A 15,223-nucleotide genomic window follows, 5' to 3' on the forward strand; every position below is an offset into this window, starting at 1 on the left:
TAGAGCAAGTTATATAAAGCCTAAAGGTTTTTACTAAACAATAAGTTGGTAACTCAAATCTGCTCGGTGGAGAGGAAAGCGTGAATTTAATCCGGAATATTCTAGCCTTAATTGGCTTACTCGCATTGCTGGCTATTGCTTTTGCCTATTTCAAGTATGGCCATATGTTGACACAAATGAGTTCGATGGCTGCTGAGCAGGAGGCTTTGGCGCAATTAGACCCTAAAGCTAAAGAGGTCTATTTGAATATGTGGAATAAGCTGAAAGAGACCGGAAATTCAGCGGACGCTACCATTGTAAAATATCCACTGGCTGAAGGGGTTAGCCCTGCAGATGCTGAGCAAAGCATGAAAATGGTCGCCAATGAACACAACATCAAAGCCGTTGGTGAGTTGCCTCTATCCGAGCAAGTCAAATTAGAAACTGGACAAGAGCAACGCTTCCTAAAAATTTTCCAATTCTGCAATCCTCAGACCGCCATGCGAATGGTCGATTACAGTGATGCTTATTCTGCTTATTTACCTTGCCGAATCGCAATGGTGCAAGACAAACAAGGTAAATATAATTTGTATTCGCTGGATATGGATATGATGATCTATGGTGGTAAAACCTTGCCTCCTGAGTTATTAGCGGAGGCTAAAAAAGTACAAGAAATTATTACCGATATCATGAAGCGCGGTGCAGAGGGCGATTTCTAAATCCTTCTGTATGATATCTACCCTAGCACTCAGGAAAGCTGGGGTAAGGTACACGCTTAAACTTTAAGCCGTGCCAAGCGATTTGCATTCAAGACTACGGTCACTGAGGACAGAGCCATAGCTGCACCCGCTAGCATCGGGTCAAGCAAGATTCCAAAACTTGGATAAAGTATGCCCGCTGCAATTGGAATCCCGACGACATTGTAGGCAAAGGCAAAAAATAGATTCTGCCAAATGTTATGAGTTGTGGCTTTGGAGATACGAATCGCACGTTCAATGCCGCTTAAAGAGCTGCCGATTAAGGTGACATCGGCTGCGGCAATCGCTACATCCGTACCTGCACCAATCGCAAAACCGACATCCGCTTGTGCTAGGGCAGGGGCATCATTAATGCCATCACCTACCATCGCTACCGTTTTACCTTGCTGCTGTAGCTGACTAATCACCGCTAATTTATCAGCCGGCAACACCTCGGCATAGACCTGCTGAATACCAAGCTGAGCCGCTAAATGTTCAGCAACCTCGCGTCGATCTCCGGTGAGCATGGCTAGCTCTAAACCCTGTTTCTGTAAGCTTTGTACGCTGCTTAAAGCATCCGTTTTGAGTGCATCTGCAATCGCGAACAGCGCAATAATTTCAGTGGGAGTGGCTAAAAATACCGGCGTTTGTGCAGCGAAATCCAAGATTTTTAACGTTTCCTGCCAAGCAGCTAGATTTAAATGTTGCTGTTGCATCAGGCGGGTATTGCCAATGAAATAACTTTGCTCAGCAATACTCGCTTGGACGCCGTGCCCCGTAATACTAGTAAAGTCTTTCAGCTTTAAATCTTTCAAATGAGCGGTTTTAGCCGCAGTGCGTAAGGCTTGACCTAAAGGATGCTCAGAACCTTTTTCTAAAGAAGCCGCAAGTTGTAAAACGGTATTGGCCTCATAAGTCTCTGCGGGATAAATAGCATTTAGGATTGGCTTACCTGCGGTTAAAGTGCCGGTTTTATCCAAGACAATCGTATCAAGTTTAGCGGCTTGTTGGAGTGAATCGCCATTACGAATCAGAATGCCATTTTGAGCCGCTTTACCAATACCAGCAATAATTGCAATCGGTGTCGCCAAGCCTAAGGCACAAGGGCAAGCAATCACTAATACGGTCATGGCGGTGACTAGGGCATAACTTAAGGCGGGTTCTGGGCCAAGCCAGAGCCAACATAGAAAGGTAATGACAGCAATCGACACTACGACAGGCACAAATACAGAGGCGACTTGATCGGCCAAACGCGCCAGCGCAGGCTTAGAGCTTTGTGCTTGGCGAATCATATCGATGATTTTTGCAAGTACAGTATCAGCACCAATATGGCTGACTTTCATTAAAAAGCTGCCCTCTCCATTTTGCGTCCCGCCTGTGACGAGTGATCCTTTGAGTTTAGCCACTGGCAGGGCTTCCCCTGTGAGCATGGCTTCATTCACATGCGAGTTGCCCTCGATAATTTTGCCGTCTAAGGGAATGGTTTCACCACTACGCACGCGCAGTATTTCTTCTAAGCCGACTTCTTCTAAAGGAAGATCCAGTTCTTCACCGTTGCGCAGCACATGTGCGATTGGGGGTTGCAAATTCATTAAATGCTTGATGGCTGCGGTCGTTCGCCCCCGCGCCCGCATCTCTAAAGCATGGCCTAAATTGACCAAGGCAATCACGACTAAAGCCGCTTCAAAATAAGCATGTTGAGCGAGACTAGGAAAAGCACTAGGAAAGAACACGACTAGCATGGAGTAGAACCAAGCTGTTCCAGTACCGAGTGCAATCAAGGTATCCATATTACTGGAGTAGTGTTTTAGTTGTTGCCAAGCTCCACGGAAGAAATGGCCTCCTGAATAAATCAAAACTCCTAAGGTAATGATACCCATCAACAACCAAAACCAGCGCCCTGAACCCTGCAGATGCGGTAAAGCATGTAAGAGCATATCGCCAATCATCAGAAAACTACCGGGAATAGCGGCGACCCAAACCCGTTTCCAAAGCTTGCGATAATAAACGGCTTCAGCGGCTTCTTTTTCCAGTTCAGCTTGCCGACCCTGCATCAGGGCTGCGTCATATCCAGCCTGTTTAACCGCTATGAGTAAAGCCTCAGGTTGGACTTTGCCTGTGACCAAAGCCGTTCGCTCGGCTAGGTTGACGTTTGCTGATTCGACACCAGCTACCTGTTTTAAGGCAGCTTCTACTGAGCTTACACAACCGGCACACATCATGCCGGCAATCGAAAGGCGTAGGGGGGCAGTCATTAGTCAATCAATTCCGCCGGATAGCCTGCTTCTGTTAAGGTTTCAATAATCAGCTCTGCTTCAAGTTGACCGTGTACTTCAACCGTTTTAGTCGCTAAATCGACTGATACTTGCTCAACTCCAGCTAAAGCGTCTAATTTGCTGTGCACGGCTGAGCTACAACCACCACATTTCATATTTTCTACTGTAAATTTCATCTTAAATCTCTCCACAAGAACTACTTACACCTTAACAAATCACCCGTTGCCGAAGCGAAAGACCTTGCAAACTCTAGCATTCTGTAGACTAGTCACTCATGTTTTAAATCAAAATAGAGCCTAGCTCCAATCGAAACTTAAGCCTAAACACGCTATCCTAATTGAACTTGTTTTTAAGGACTTTGTGCATGACTCAAGCATACAAAATCAAACTGGCCGCCATTGCTAAGGATGAAGGCTTTTACTTGCCCTTGTGGGTATATCATCATCTGCATTTTGGTTTTGATGTTATTGATATTCGAGTTAATGATACGACAGATAATTCTTTAGAAATTTTAAAAAAACTTAAAACAATCTATGGTGAACGGTTACGTTTTAGCCTTGCAGATCAGATAATGGCAGAGTGTCAAACTAAAGGTATTCATTTTCAAACCTATATTTATAAGCAAATTTATCAAGAGACATTATCGGAGGATTTTACACATTTAATCTTTCTTGATATTGATGAATATTGGTGTTCAGCAGATTTTTCAAAAACAATAAAAGATTTTTTAACGCAAGTATCCAATTTTGATGTTTGTATGTTTCAATGGCTTATTGAGCTACCCAATTCTGAGCGAAACATGGAGGATTTTGCTTTTAAATTGATAATGAAAGGTCAAAAAAGTAACCATGTAAAAAGCTTGCTTGATCTCAAAGCAGAAGTTAAAGGAGTAAATATCCATAACTATATCATTGACAAAGGGGATTATATTTTGTCGGATAAAGGTAGGGTTGATTTTGCGGAAGCTAACAAAGATCGAGGTGTTTTGCCGGTAGATTTACATGAGCAGTCAAGATTAACTTTAAGTAATTACTTTGTTTTTCATTTTGTCTTCCGTTCTCAAGATGAATATATAGCCAGTTTATTACGTGGTAATAAACAAAGCGGTGGGAGTTTTTTCCTAAAAAGAAATAGAATTGGCTTTATTCCTACTTATGCACGTAAGTATATTCTACGTTGGATTATTCCAGAAGATAGTTTAATGCCTTATAAGCGTGAATTTTTTAAAATTCTTAAGTTGCTTAAAACTGATCTAATTGAGGCTAGCTCATTTGTTTTAGTTAGAAAGCAGGCTGTATTAGATTATTTAAAAGATGATGTATTCCTTCAGCAAGTCAATGCAAATAAAATGCGTGGCATAGATGAAGGGATTTACCAGTCAAAAAAGATAAATTATTTTATCAAAGCTAAGGTTAGTAATATTTGCTTTGATGAGCAGCTAGGATGCTGTAAGTTTAGTTGTGAAGTCACTAGCGAGCAAGTCGCTTATGAACTCGTCATTACTCGAAGTTTTGCCAAAGAGCCAGTGATCGCAAAAATTCATCTACTTAGCATAGAGCAGCGATCTTCATACGACATTAAGAAATTTTATATTGAAATTGATATTAGTCAATTGACTGATGTCGTTTACAATAAGACGCCTCCTTTTTGCTTGGCTGCGCGAGTAAATAATGAATTGTTTTTACTAGAGATGTATCAATTTCGTGAATTAAGTACCTTAATTCTACCCAAAATTATGCAGATGCGTGGAGCTACATCTAAAAAAGAACTTAAACAGTCTAAAAGCATCTCTCTACAGATGCTCCAAGCTGAAAAGAAAAATTTCTGGCAGAAATTATTTAATAAGAGCTAAACTGAATTCAAAAATATCCTCAGCAGCTTAGTACAATAATTTCCCAAATTACTTTTGATGAATCTAGTTTAATCTACCGCTTTACTTGTGAAATCAGTAGTAAAACTGAGGATTACCAATTATATTTTATGCAAAGCTTCATGCAAATTGTCGTGCCAGCAAAAATAGTTATGTTTAATGAGCGATCTACTAATTTAGGAAGAATGCGTGTATTTAATGTAGAGATTGGTATCAACAATTTAGCTAGAGAGTATTTAAGGATTTTAGCTGCTTACCTTCAGAGTCAAAATTACTCACCATCAACCATGCTTCAAACTTGTGTTTTAGGCGTGGCCATTCGTTATCTAAAATTGCATACCAAGCAGTATCACGATTGCGGTTTTTGTACACAGCCGCTTGGCGGAATACACCTTCAAACTGGAAGCCTAAACGTTCAGCCGCTTGGCGTGAAGGCGCATTTAAGGCGTCGCATTTCCATTCATAGCGTCGATAACCCAAGTCTTCAAACACATAGCGCATCATTAAATACATAGTTTCGGTAGCTGCGCGAGTTTTTTGTAAAGCAGGTGAGAAGTTAATATGCCCCACTTCAATCACACCGTTGGCAGGATCAATCCGCAGATAACTCGCCATGCCCAATGCTTTACCGTCTGGATTTAAAATACTGTAGAAACAGGGGTCTTCACTGTGGGTATTTTTTTCTAGCCAAGTAGTAAAGCTTGGGAAATCTATGAAAGGGCCATAAGGTAGATAAGTCCAAATACGGTTTTCTTGGTCAGCAGTAAATGCAGTATATAAATCTTGAGCGTGCTGTAAACTCAAGGGTTCAAGTCGGCAATATTGACCGCTTAAGACTGGAAAGCTGGGTGCAGGTTTAGCTTGCCAATTCACAGAATAACCAATTGCTTGACCGAGTTCATTGTAGTCTTGGGGCTGAGTGTTAGGCTGCATCAGGTACTCGCTTTATAAGCTGGGTTGTTGACGGGTGACAGAGTGAATACTAGCACTCCCTGAGGCTAAAGCATCAATATTCAATAGCTCGATTTTGCGTTCAGGATAGGCAGCTTGTAAGGCGCGGCGTGCTGCATTATCAGTTAGCACATCACCAAATTCTTGCATTAAAACAGCCTTATTGCACACATAAAAACCTAAATAACTGGAAGCAAAATCAGAGCCAATGAATTCAACACGTGCGCCTTTGGGTTTATTTAAGGTAATTACCTCTAACCTTTGGCCATTTGCATCGGTGGCATGGTTAAGGATTTCTTGGTGACGCAAAGTAATAGCATGTTCTTTAAAAGCTGGGTTGGGTTCATGGCTAACCAAAACCTTACCCACTTGCACAAAACGGGCGTAATAGTCGGTGCGGCGCTCAGCTAAATTGCCGGTAGGATTACCCGGCAGCCAAATCACTTTTTTTAACCCCATTAAGCGCTTTAAACGAGATTCAATTTGGACCTTGGTTAAATCACTGTTTCGCCCCTGATAATAAACACTGCTCTCGGTCAAAATGGCAGTGCCTGCACCATCTACCTCAAGGCTACTGCCATCCAGTTCAAAATCAGCCTCTACTAATTCAGCTTGTAGTTGCTTTGCCATAAACTCAGCTAGCTTAATATCGCGACTATATTCTGTTGGCGCATCCCAACCGCTGAAGTGCATATCAATTGCCTGTAATTTTCCTTCAGGATTGAGCAGTAAACTAGGTGTGGTATCGCGTATCCAGATATTATCTAGAGGTCTCTTCACATAGGTGACAGCCCCTGCATAGAATTCTTGAGCACGTTCAAATTCTCTCGGGCGCACTAACAAAGAAACTGGCTCGTATTTAGCGATGGTTTGGGCAATTAGCACTAGGTTTTTGCGAATAGCAGGTAGAAATTTTTCCGGCCAAAAGCGCAGATTTGCCCCATGAGCCATCCAAGTGGAATGATGTTTGGTATATTCGGCGGGTAGGGTAAAGGTATTATCTTCAGCGGAGAGGGAAAGTAACAGCCAAGTTAAACTGCAAGCGAGACTAGTTTGGAGAAATTGGCGGCGATTGAATGTTTTCACGTTAGCCTGCGGTATTTTTTTCGACCCAACGTTGGCTGCCATCGTTTAAAGTTTCCTGTTTCCAAAATGGAGCTTGATGTTTAAGATCCTCCATAATTTGGCGACAAGCTTCAAAACTTGCGCGCCGATGGTCTGACCATACAGCTACAAGTACAATTGGCTCAGCCGGAATCAGTGTACCCACCCGATGGATCAGTAGAACGTGATTTAAGCCCCAATCAGTACAAGCCTTATCTACTAATTGCTGCAAATGTTTTTGTGTCATCGCAGGATAATGCTCCAAGCGCATCGCCTGCACTAGGTCGCCTGCATTAAAGTCGCGCATCGTGCCAACAAATATCGCGTTAGCGCCACTTTGCTGCGCATTGAAACTCGGTTGTTGTTGAAAGACTTGAATGGCTTGCCAAGGATCAAATGCAGTGTCCGTGATAGTAATTTCAATCATCTTAGCCACCAGTCACGGGTGGAAAAAAGGCTACTTCATCACCATCAGCGAGTAAAGTGTCAGCATCACAGTATTCTTGGTTGCGTGCCACTAATACATTGGTCGGGAATTCGGTCTGTGTAGTTTGTTGCCAGAGCTGCTGGGCGCTTAAACCTGCCTGCCAAGCGGTGTGTACTTGGCTTAGCCCAACCTGTTCTTTTAAGCTCGCAAAAAATAAAGTTTTGATACTCATAACACCTCCGTGATTAGTGGGACTATAACCCATTCTACTGAGGCTTCAGAGTTTTATCTGCTGATTAGTCACTGCTTGAAACCAATCTGGATCATGGCTAGCAACCATGAGCATTAAGCCTTGGTGTTTGAGATCTTCCAACATTTCCAGAGTTAATAAACGCGCGCTGTGATCCATATTGGCCGTAGGTTCATCTAATAATAAAGCACTGGGTTTGCGCAATAAAGCACGTGCCATCGCTAAACGCTGAGCTTCACCACCTGAGAGTTGCTTGGCCTTATTGTTAAGCAATGCGCTTAAGCCAGCCCAAGCTGCTACCTCTTCAATTTGCTGAGTTTGCTCAAGACGCGATAAGCCACGGGTTAAGGCAAAGGCTAAATTATCCCAAACACTGCCTTCAAATAAGTAGGGCTGCTGATGCAAATAAAGAATTTGGCGCTGTAAGTGTGGTCGATAAGTTCGCCAAGTGTAGCGGCTTTGGTCAACTTGAATTTCACCACTATCGGGCTTATCCAAGCCTGCCAAAATGCGCATCAAGGTGGTTTTGCCTGCCCCATTTTTGCCAGTGAGCAGCAGGCACTGGCCGGTAGTTAGTGGCACTTCTAAATCTGTAAAGAGTAAACGCTTGCCATAATGCTTACTGAGATTCCGAAACAAGAGTTGCTTCATGCTGCAATGTGGCCTTTACCTTGGAAATAATGCAGTAAGAGATTCAAGATGAAGGCTAACAATAAAAGTACTAAGCCTAAAGCAATCCCTTGCGCGAATTCGCCCTTGCTAGTTTCTAAAGCAATCGCGGTAGGAATATTGCGGGTGTAATGCAGGATATTTCCACCGAGCATCATTGATGCGCCCACTTCGGCAATAATCCGGCCAAAAGAGGCTAGTAGGGCAGACATTAAGCCAAAACGCACTTCATACATCAGTGTCCAAATTGCGCGTATTTTGGAAGCGCCGAGCATCCGAGCAGTCTCCCAAGCGCGTCGATCCGCAGCCTGTAACGCTGTATGTGCCATCGCGACTAATAAAGGAAAAGCCAGCACAATTTGCCCAATAATCATGGCAGTTTGGGTGAATAGCAAACGCCACTCACCTAAGGGGCCACTGCGTGAAAGGACTAAATATAAAGTTAAGCCTACTACGACCGCTGGAATAGCAAGAGCGGTGTTGGTCATAGCAATCAGTAAACGTCGTCCCGGAAAATTGCCAAAGGCTAGTAAGAAAGCCATGAGAATAGCAGGTGGAGTTGCGAGTGCAATCGCGATGAGGGAAACCCTGAAGGAAATCAAAATGATTTCCCACAGGTCAGGGTCGCCACTGATTAGCAGTTGGATAGCTTGCCAAGTGGCGCTACTGATTGAGGCCATGAATAGATATATTAGTTAGTTTTGACGGGTTCATTGGCAGGTTTAGCTTCAGCCGCATCAGCACTCGGTGTGAATAAAGCTTGCCCGTTTATTTTATAATCACCAATCGCTTTTTGCCCTTCCACAGAAACCAGCCACTCAATCAATGCTTGCGCACCCGCATGATTGACATCGGGATAGCGTTTTTGGCTAACTGCAATTATGCCATAAGGATTCATTAGAGTTTTATCGCCTTCTAACACAATTTTGAGCGGTGATTTATCCATGGTGGCTAACCAAGTTCCACGGTCGGTGAGTGTATAGGCTTTTAATTCACCACTCATTTGCAGGACTTCGCCCATGCCTTGACCGGCTTCACGATACCACTCACCTTCAGGTTTTACACCGGCTTTTTCCCACAGTTTTTTCTCCATTTTGTGCGTGCCAGAGTCGTCACCACGCGAAACGAAGGGAGATTTAGTCTCAGCGATTTGCTTTAAAGCATCGGCCGTAGTTTTAGTATCTTGCACTTTTGCGGGATCTTCTGCGGGGCCAACGAAAATGAAGTCGTTATACATGACGGAATAGCGCTTATCTCCGAAACCCGCTTCGACGAACTTATCTTCATCAGCACGCGCATGGACTAGCACGACATCCACATCACCATTTTCACCAAGCTTTAAGGCTTTACCTGTACCAACCGCTGTCACTTGTACTTCATAGCCGGTTTTCTTTTGGAAAGCTGGGAGTAATTCATTTAATAAACCAGAGTCTTGGGTGCTGGTGGTGGTTGCCATTTTGAGAATAGGGTTTATAGGCTTTTGCTCATCTGCGAACACTGGCAGGATTAAACAGGTAGACAATAAAATAGCTGAGGTCAATTTACGCATATTTCAATCTCCTCTCTTGAGTGCGTTTAATAATGACTTTGACTCTAGGATAGAGTACCTCTACCAAGGTAGGTGTCCGGTAGGGTAATCTCGCGAGGCTATTGTAATGAGTTCTCGATTCAGGCGACAAGGCTTGTGTAATCGGCTTGGTGAATATCAAACTTAATTGGTTAGGTCTAAGGAGTGAACATGATGTCCTACCGAATTAAAAAACTAGCTACTAGTGACGAAGCTTTGATGCGAGCTATGTTGGATATGTTTGGTCAAGCCTTTGAGGACGTGGATACCTATAGCACTAAACAACCTGACAGTAGTTATCTGCAAAAACTGTTAAGTAGTGATACTTTCATCGCTATCGCCGCAATAGACCAACACAAGGTGGTAGGTGGTTTAGCCGCTTATGTACTGCACAAATTCGAGCAGGCTCGCAGTGAAATATATATCTATGATCTGGCCGTAGCCGAAAAGTATCGACGCCAAGCTATAGCCACGGCTTTGATTCAAAAATTGCAAAGTATTGCCCACGAATACCAAGCTTATGTGATGTTCGTGCAGGCCGATTTAGTTGATGAGCCAGCAATTGCGCTATATACCCAACAAGGAATCCGTGAGGATGTATTACACTTTGATATTCCAGTAATGCAGGATAATTAGATGGTAGCACCTCAAGAGTCTAGTTTATTAGCTGAGCTAACTGCTTTAGAGCAGGAGCTACATCATCCAGGGAAAACCTGCTCATTAGCACGGCTGAATCAACTATTACATCCAGAGTTTCACGAAATTGGCCGCTCGGGGCGTGCTTATGATCGTGTCACCGTAATAAAGTTTTTACACCACCAAATGAAAAGTCCGTCTGTGGTCTCTGATCGGTTTGCAGTGCAACGCTTAGCACCACAAGTTGTGTTGTTGACGTTTCGCTCAGTGAATGCGTTAACAAGTGGACAGAGAGAGTTTGCTTATCGCTCGTCAATTTGGATCAAAAGCAATGAGCAGTGGCAGTTATTTTATCATCAAGGCACGCCCGCCGCTGAGTCTTGGTAGGTTGCTATGCAAAACCCACCCTAAAAGCAGGTGGGTGCTAAGGGCAAATACTTAAGGTCTATTCACTTTTCGGGGTAGGTTTTTTCGCTTTAGGAGCAGCTTTAGGTTTAGCAGCCGGTTTCTCTGCTTTGCCTTCTTCCTCTGCCTGTGTAATCGAACCCGATTTAAATAAAAACTCTTTTAAAAACTCATCTATCTTCGGATCTTTGCGGCGAATCCATTCCAGCACCATCGCAGCATGCTCTTTTTCTTCATCGCGGTTATGTTCAAGGATGGCTTTCAGGTCTTTATCTTTGCAAGCATCAACGCGTTGGTTATACCAATCGACAGCTTCAAATTCTTCCATTAAGGATTCAATCGCCCGATGCATATCGCGGGTGGCATCTGATAATTCTTCAATCGGTTCGTGATAACCTTCGTGGGACATAGGCTACTCCTCTAGTTGTAGATATCAGTTAGGCTAGCACGCACTTTCTGAATTTGCCAATCCTTGGCGAATTTGCAGACCTGACTTGAAGTAATAGTACTAAATTGTGGAGTCATGTTTTATGTTGGCTGCCATCATTTCATATAAAGTTTGAGTTCTTTCCAATCTTCTTTGTTGCCTTCAATCATAATCGGTGTCCCATGTTTGGGTTTAAGGCGCACAGTGAAGCGTGTCTTCTTGGCTAAGAAATACATAGGAATGGAAATCAAAAGGCCGATAACGGTGAGCGAGAGCACAACCATGATGATCCACTGCTCAACGCTATGAAAATTTTTATTGCTGAGTACTTCAAATGCAGCTACATCCTGAGGTAGGCGGTATGACTTAACGACCATCAAGCGTGCATGCACTTCAAGCGTTGCATTGTCGTGATTAATCTTAACTTGGCTACCCGCTAAGTCGCCTTCAATAATTCGCATCGCTTATCCCTTGTTATATTAGCCAACTAAGTACTAGTTTACTGACTCAAGCGCTGTTGTTCAAAAAAACGCTGGTTTAAACTGGCGAGTTTCTACCTGTTCTTCCTAAGGACTTTATAATGCGTTTATGCCAGTCTTTCCACTTACTAGTGAAGCATAATCAACGTTTTAGTCTAGAGTGCCCATGATGCCTTGGAAACCAATACTCGCTGTAACACTAGGTGCAGCTTTAGGAGCTTTGCTACGCTGGCAATTAGGCCTACGTTTGAATGCTTGGTTTCCCCTTTTGCCGCCCGGCACATTACTTGCAAACTTAATTGGGGCTTATGTGATAGGTGTCGCGCTGGCTATATTTGCGCAAATGCCGAATCTTAGCCCTGAATGGCGTTTACTGTGGATTACGGGATTTTGTGGTGGTTTGACAACGTTTTCAACCTTTTCTGCGGAAACTTTCAATCTATTACAAACGGGGCGCGTACTTTGGGCTTTAGGCTTAGTTTTAGTACATGTGCTAGGTTCTGTACTCATGACTTGGCTTGGCATTTTGACTTGGCAATGGCTACGACTACCTTAAAACCTAGCAGAAGTTTAAGCTTGTTTTAAGATTGACAAGCGAGTTATTAACCGATTTACTGCATTGCACCACCAACTAAATCGTCCGGCTCAGCGATGGAAGCCCGGAACTGGAGTCTGATATGACAGATGTCGCCGTGAATGCCCGCGAGGCCTTGCACCGCCTACGTGAAGGCAATGAGCGTTTTGCCAATAATGTGCGTAGCCTCGATTCACTCCTTAGCCATACTCAACGTGCTGCCTTAACTGCAGGACAAAATCCGTTTGCGATTATTTTAGGTTGCTCGGATTCGCGAGTACCGGCTGAGGTCGTGTTTGATCAGGGCTTAGGAGCCTTATTTGTGATTCGGGTTGCGGGCAATGTGGTTGCTCCTTCACAAATCGGTAGTATAGAGTTTGCTGCAACTCAATATGGCACACGTTTGGTGATTGTGATGGGGCATACTCAATGTGGTGCGGTAAATGCAACTTTAACGGATCTGCGTAATAAAGAGCAGAATCCATCTTCTCATCAACGTTATATTGTCGAGCGGATTGCTCCAGCGGTTGCTACCTTGATGGAAACCAATCTTAAAGATGATCCTGAGGCACTAATTCGTCACGCAGTCCGTGCGAATATTCGGATGGCGACTAGTCATGTGCGGCATGGCTCAGAAATTTTAGAAAAGCTCATCGCGCATGATGGCTTGATGGTAGTAGGTGCTGAGTATTCTTTAGAAACCGGCAAAGTTGATTTCTTCGACGTGCCGAATGAGCCGTTTACCTCAATTTAATTTTCAGTAGAAGCCTAGCAGCACAATTCTGCTGCTAAGCTGCTAGGATTATTTAGAGATTATCAGAAGCAAAATCAGCTAAGCGTGAACGCTCACCCCGTTGTAAGGTAACATGCCCACTATATTCCCAACTCTTAAAGCGATCCACCACATAAGTTAAGCCAGAAGAGGTTTCGGTTAAGTAGGGTGTATCAATTTGCGCGATATTGCCTAAACAGACGACTTTGGTTCCGGGGCCCGCACGGGTAATTAATGTTTTCATTTGCTTAGGTGTTAAATTCTGCGCCTCGTCGATAATGATATAGCGGTTGAGGAAAGTACGGCCGCGCATGAAATTGAGTGATTTGATTTTAATCTTACTCATTAAAAATTCATCAGTTGCGCCGCGCGCCCATTTACCACCGCTAGTCGGTTGGGTTAGCACTTCAAGATTATCCATCAGCGCCCCCATCCACGGAGCCATTTTTTCCTCTTCAGTACCGGGCAGGAAACCAATGTCCTCACCGACAGGCACTGTTACCCGCGTCATAATGATTTCTTTATAGAGTTGTTCATCTAGCATTTGGGCTAAACCTGCAGCGAGGGTCAGCAAGGTTTTACCGGTACCCGCAGCTCCGAGCAAAGTCACCATATCAATATCAGGGTCCATCAATAGATTGAGGGCAAAATTCTGCTCACGATTGCGGGCATTAATCCCCCAAACCGCATGGCGGGTGTCGGTGTAATTATGGATGGTTTCGACGATTACATGATCACGTTTGATTTCACGCACAATGGCTTGAAAACCATTATCGCCCGCAAGGCTAATGAATTCACCTGGTTGCCATTCTTCAGTCAATGGCCCTTGTAACCGATAGAAAGTGTGACCTTGCTCTTTCCAAGAATGCATATTTTTGCTGTGTTCTTCCCAGAAGTTTTCAGGCAAATCATGAAAACCGCGAGGTAAAAGGTCAGCATCTTCGAGCACCTGATCATTAAAATAATCTTCGGCTTTGAGATTAACGATATTAGCCTTGATCCGCAGATTAATATCTTTGGAGACCAAAATCACATCACGCTCTGGATAGCGATCACGCAGTTTTAGCGCAACGCCCAAAATCGCATTATCGGGCGAGTTGCTGGGAAGATTTGGCGGTAGTGTAGTTTCAATCAGTTCGGTTTGAAAAAACAAGCGTCCATGTGGATTTTTACCATTACTAAAAATTTGGTTAGCATCCAGCGACAAACCGTTTTCGAGTGAGCTGTCCCCTGCGGCTTCAATGAGATCGTTTAAAAAGCGACTGGCTTGGCGGACATTACGGGCGACTTCAGACGCCCCTATTTTGTTTTTATCTAATTCTTCCAGTACTACCATGGGCAAGAACACATCATGTTCATGGAAGCGGAACAGGGCAGTGGGGTCATGAATTAAGACATTGGTATCGAGGACAAACAGGCGTCTATCATGAGTATGTTGAGGATGTGCTGGAGTCATGCGTTTTCCGTATAGTCATTATTAAAGCGCTTGAGCCGCTGCTAATACTTCAGCTACATGTCCTTTTACGCTAAGTTTGCGCCATGCGTGCCGGAGTATACCTTGCTGGTCAATCAAGAACGTGCTGCGTTCTATGCCGCGTACTTGTTTGCCATACATATTTTTCATTTTGATGACATCAAACAACTGACAAATCTGCTCCTCTGGGTCTGCGATTAATTCAAAAGGAAAGTTCTGTTTAGCTTTAAAATTTTCATGTGACTTTAAACCGTCACGGGAAATACCAAATATATCTACGCCCGCCGTCTGAAACTCAGCATAATGAGCACTAAAATCCAAGCCTTCTGTCGTACAACCGGGCGTACTATCCTTAGGATAAAAGTACAGCACCAGCGCCCGTTCGCTACGGAAATCGGATAGGCGGAAGGTCTTGCCAGAAGTCATGGCCGCTGAAAAATCAGGGACGGGCATACCTTCGGTGGGAATAGTCATGGTTTCTTATCCTTGTCTTTAACCAGTTAAAAAATAGAGTTGCTATTCATTTAACTGGAGTTTGTCATCATAGATTCATCAATCATAGATTATGGTTACGCTCTTCTTGATATCAAGTATCCGCACGGACATAAACTGAATACCTCTACCCA

At 43.7% G+C, this 15,223-nt stretch carries 19 protein-coding genes; 6 read left to right on the top strand and 13 right to left on the bottom strand.

Features of this window, described 5'->3' with window-relative positions:
- Window positions 1–80 precede the first annotated feature (80 nt).
- Window positions 81–698 carry a DUF302 domain-containing protein gene (locus Q0307_RS06510; RefSeq protein ID WP_298658313.1) on the top strand — a complete coding sequence of 206 codons (618 nt, stop codon included), beginning with the start codon at window positions 81–83 and terminating at the stop codon, window positions 696–698.
- Between the two features lie 56 nt (window positions 699–754).
- On the opposite strand, the gene Q0307_RS06515 is transcribed toward Q0307_RS06510, so the two are convergent.
- Together Q0307_RS06515 and Q0307_RS06520 are read right to left on the bottom strand one after the other, a co-directional pair.
- Window positions 755–2,971, bottom strand: a complete 2,217-nt coding sequence (locus Q0307_RS06515) for a heavy metal translocating P-type ATPase (RefSeq protein ID WP_298658317.1) — start codon at window positions 2,969–2,971, stop codon at window positions 755–757.
- Window positions 2,971–3,168, bottom strand: coding sequence for a cation transporter (locus Q0307_RS06520; RefSeq protein WP_298658320.1), 198 nt, complete (start codon window positions 3,166–3,168; stop codon window positions 2,971–2,973). Before Q0307_RS06520 ends, Q0307_RS06515 begins: the two co-directional genes overlap by 1 nt.
- Before the next feature lie 188 nt (window positions 3,169–3,356).
- On the opposite strand from Q0307_RS06520, the gene Q0307_RS06525 reads away from it, so the two are divergent.
- Window positions 3,357–4,844: a glycosyltransferase family 2 protein gene (locus Q0307_RS06525; RefSeq protein WP_298658323.1), complete on the top strand. Its 1,488-nt coding sequence runs from the start codon at window positions 3,357–3,359 to the stop codon at window positions 4,842–4,844.
- 243 nt (window positions 4,845–5,087) lie between these two features.
- Here the strand turns inward: Q0307_RS06525 and Q0307_RS06530 are convergent, their stop codons facing one another.
- Genes Q0307_RS06530 through Q0307_RS06560 form a run of 7 tightly spaced genes read right to left on the bottom strand, consistent with a single transcriptional unit; the run spans window position 5,088 to window position 9,812 of the window.
- A complete protein-coding gene (locus tag Q0307_RS06530; protein WP_298658325.1) occupies window positions 5,088–5,795 on the bottom strand; it encodes a GNAT family protein in 708 nt (235 codons plus the stop codon).
- 12 nt (window positions 5,796–5,807) lie between these two features.
- On the bottom strand, window positions 5,808–6,941 hold the full coding sequence (locus Q0307_RS06535; protein ID WP_298658327.1) for an agmatine/peptidylarginine deiminase: 1,134 nt from the start codon (window positions 6,939–6,941) through the stop codon (window positions 5,808–5,810).
- Window positions 6,901–7,344 (bottom strand): molybdenum cofactor biosynthesis protein MoaE, encoded by a 444-nt coding sequence (locus Q0307_RS06540; RefSeq protein ID WP_298658329.1) that lies wholly within the window; start codon window positions 7,342–7,344, stop codon window positions 6,901–6,903. The genes Q0307_RS06535 and Q0307_RS06540 overlap by 41 nt, the downstream gene beginning before the upstream one ends.
- 1 nt (window position 7,345) lies before the next feature.
- The gene (locus Q0307_RS06545; RefSeq protein ID WP_298658332.1) at window positions 7,346–7,576 is read right to left on the bottom strand and encodes a MoaD/ThiS family protein; all 231 of its coding nucleotides are present in this window, start codon (window positions 7,574–7,576) and stop codon (window positions 7,346–7,348) included.
- Between the two features lie 45 nt (window positions 7,577–7,621).
- On the bottom strand, window positions 7,622–8,245 hold the full coding sequence (locus Q0307_RS06550; protein WP_298658334.1) for an energy-coupling factor ABC transporter ATP-binding protein: 624 nt from the start codon (window positions 8,243–8,245) through the stop codon (window positions 7,622–7,624).
- The gene (locus tag Q0307_RS06555; protein ID WP_298658337.1) at window positions 8,242–8,943 is read right to left on the bottom strand and encodes an ABC transporter permease; all 702 of its coding nucleotides are present in this window, start codon (window positions 8,941–8,943) and stop codon (window positions 8,242–8,244) included. Before Q0307_RS06555 ends, Q0307_RS06550 begins: the two co-directional genes overlap by 4 nt.
- 11 nt (window positions 8,944–8,954) lie before the next feature.
- Complete coding sequence (locus tag Q0307_RS06560) at window positions 8,955–9,812, bottom strand: substrate-binding domain-containing protein (RefSeq protein WP_298658340.1); 858 nt, start codon at window positions 9,810–9,812, stop codon at window positions 8,955–8,957.
- A 189-nt stretch (window positions 9,813–10,001) separates the two neighbouring features.
- Between Q0307_RS06560 and Q0307_RS06565 the strand changes: the two genes are divergently transcribed.
- Window positions 10,002–10,466: an AAC(3)-I family aminoglycoside N-acetyltransferase gene (locus tag Q0307_RS06565; RefSeq protein WP_298658343.1), complete on the top strand. Its 465-nt coding sequence runs from the start codon at window positions 10,002–10,004 to the stop codon at window positions 10,464–10,466.
- Complete coding sequence (locus tag Q0307_RS06570; RefSeq protein WP_298658345.1) at window positions 10,467–10,853, top strand: DUF4440 domain-containing protein; 387 nt, start codon at window positions 10,467–10,469, stop codon at window positions 10,851–10,853.
- Between the two features lie 58 nt (window positions 10,854–10,911).
- On the opposite strand, the gene Q0307_RS06575 is transcribed toward Q0307_RS06570, so the two are convergent.
- Together Q0307_RS06575 and Q0307_RS06580 are read right to left on the bottom strand one after the other, a co-directional pair.
- The gene (locus Q0307_RS06575; RefSeq protein ID WP_298658348.1) at window positions 10,912–11,280 is read right to left on the bottom strand and encodes an encapsulin-associated ferritin-like protein; all 369 of its coding nucleotides are present in this window, start codon (window positions 11,278–11,280) and stop codon (window positions 10,912–10,914) included.
- A gap of 134 nt (window positions 11,281–11,414) precedes the next feature.
- Entirely contained in the window at window positions 11,415–11,759 is a 345-nt protein-coding gene (locus Q0307_RS06580) for a hypothetical protein (protein WP_298658350.1), read from the bottom strand.
- 184 nt (window positions 11,760–11,943) lie between these two features.
- On the opposite strand from Q0307_RS06580, the gene crcB reads away from it, so the two are divergent.
- Together crcB and Q0307_RS06590 are read left to right on the top strand one after the other, a co-directional pair.
- Entirely contained in the window at window positions 11,944–12,333 is a 390-nt protein-coding gene (gene crcB, locus Q0307_RS06585; protein ID WP_298658353.1) for a fluoride efflux transporter CrcB, read from the top strand.
- 121 nt (window positions 12,334–12,454) lie between these two features.
- A complete protein-coding gene (locus Q0307_RS06590; protein ID WP_298658355.1) occupies window positions 12,455–13,105 on the top strand; it encodes a carbonic anhydrase in 651 nt (216 codons plus the stop codon).
- Between the two features lie 52 nt (window positions 13,106–13,157).
- Here Q0307_RS06590 and Q0307_RS06595 read toward each other — a convergent pair whose 3' ends face one another.
- Together Q0307_RS06595 and Q0307_RS06600 are read right to left on the bottom strand one after the other, a co-directional pair.
- A complete protein-coding gene (locus tag Q0307_RS06595) occupies window positions 13,158–14,579 on the bottom strand; it encodes a PhoH family protein (RefSeq protein WP_298658358.1) in 1,422 nt (473 codons plus the stop codon).
- A gap of 21 nt (window positions 14,580–14,600) precedes the next feature.
- Window positions 14,601–15,071: a peroxiredoxin gene (locus tag Q0307_RS06600; RefSeq protein ID WP_298658360.1), complete on the bottom strand. Its 471-nt coding sequence runs from the start codon at window positions 15,069–15,071 to the stop codon at window positions 14,601–14,603.
- Between the last annotated feature and the right edge of the window lie 152 nt (window positions 15,072–15,223).

Source organism: uncultured Thiothrix sp. (assembly GCF_937873765.1).
Lineage (GTDB): Bacteria > Pseudomonadota > Gammaproteobacteria > Thiotrichales > Thiotrichaceae > Thiolinea.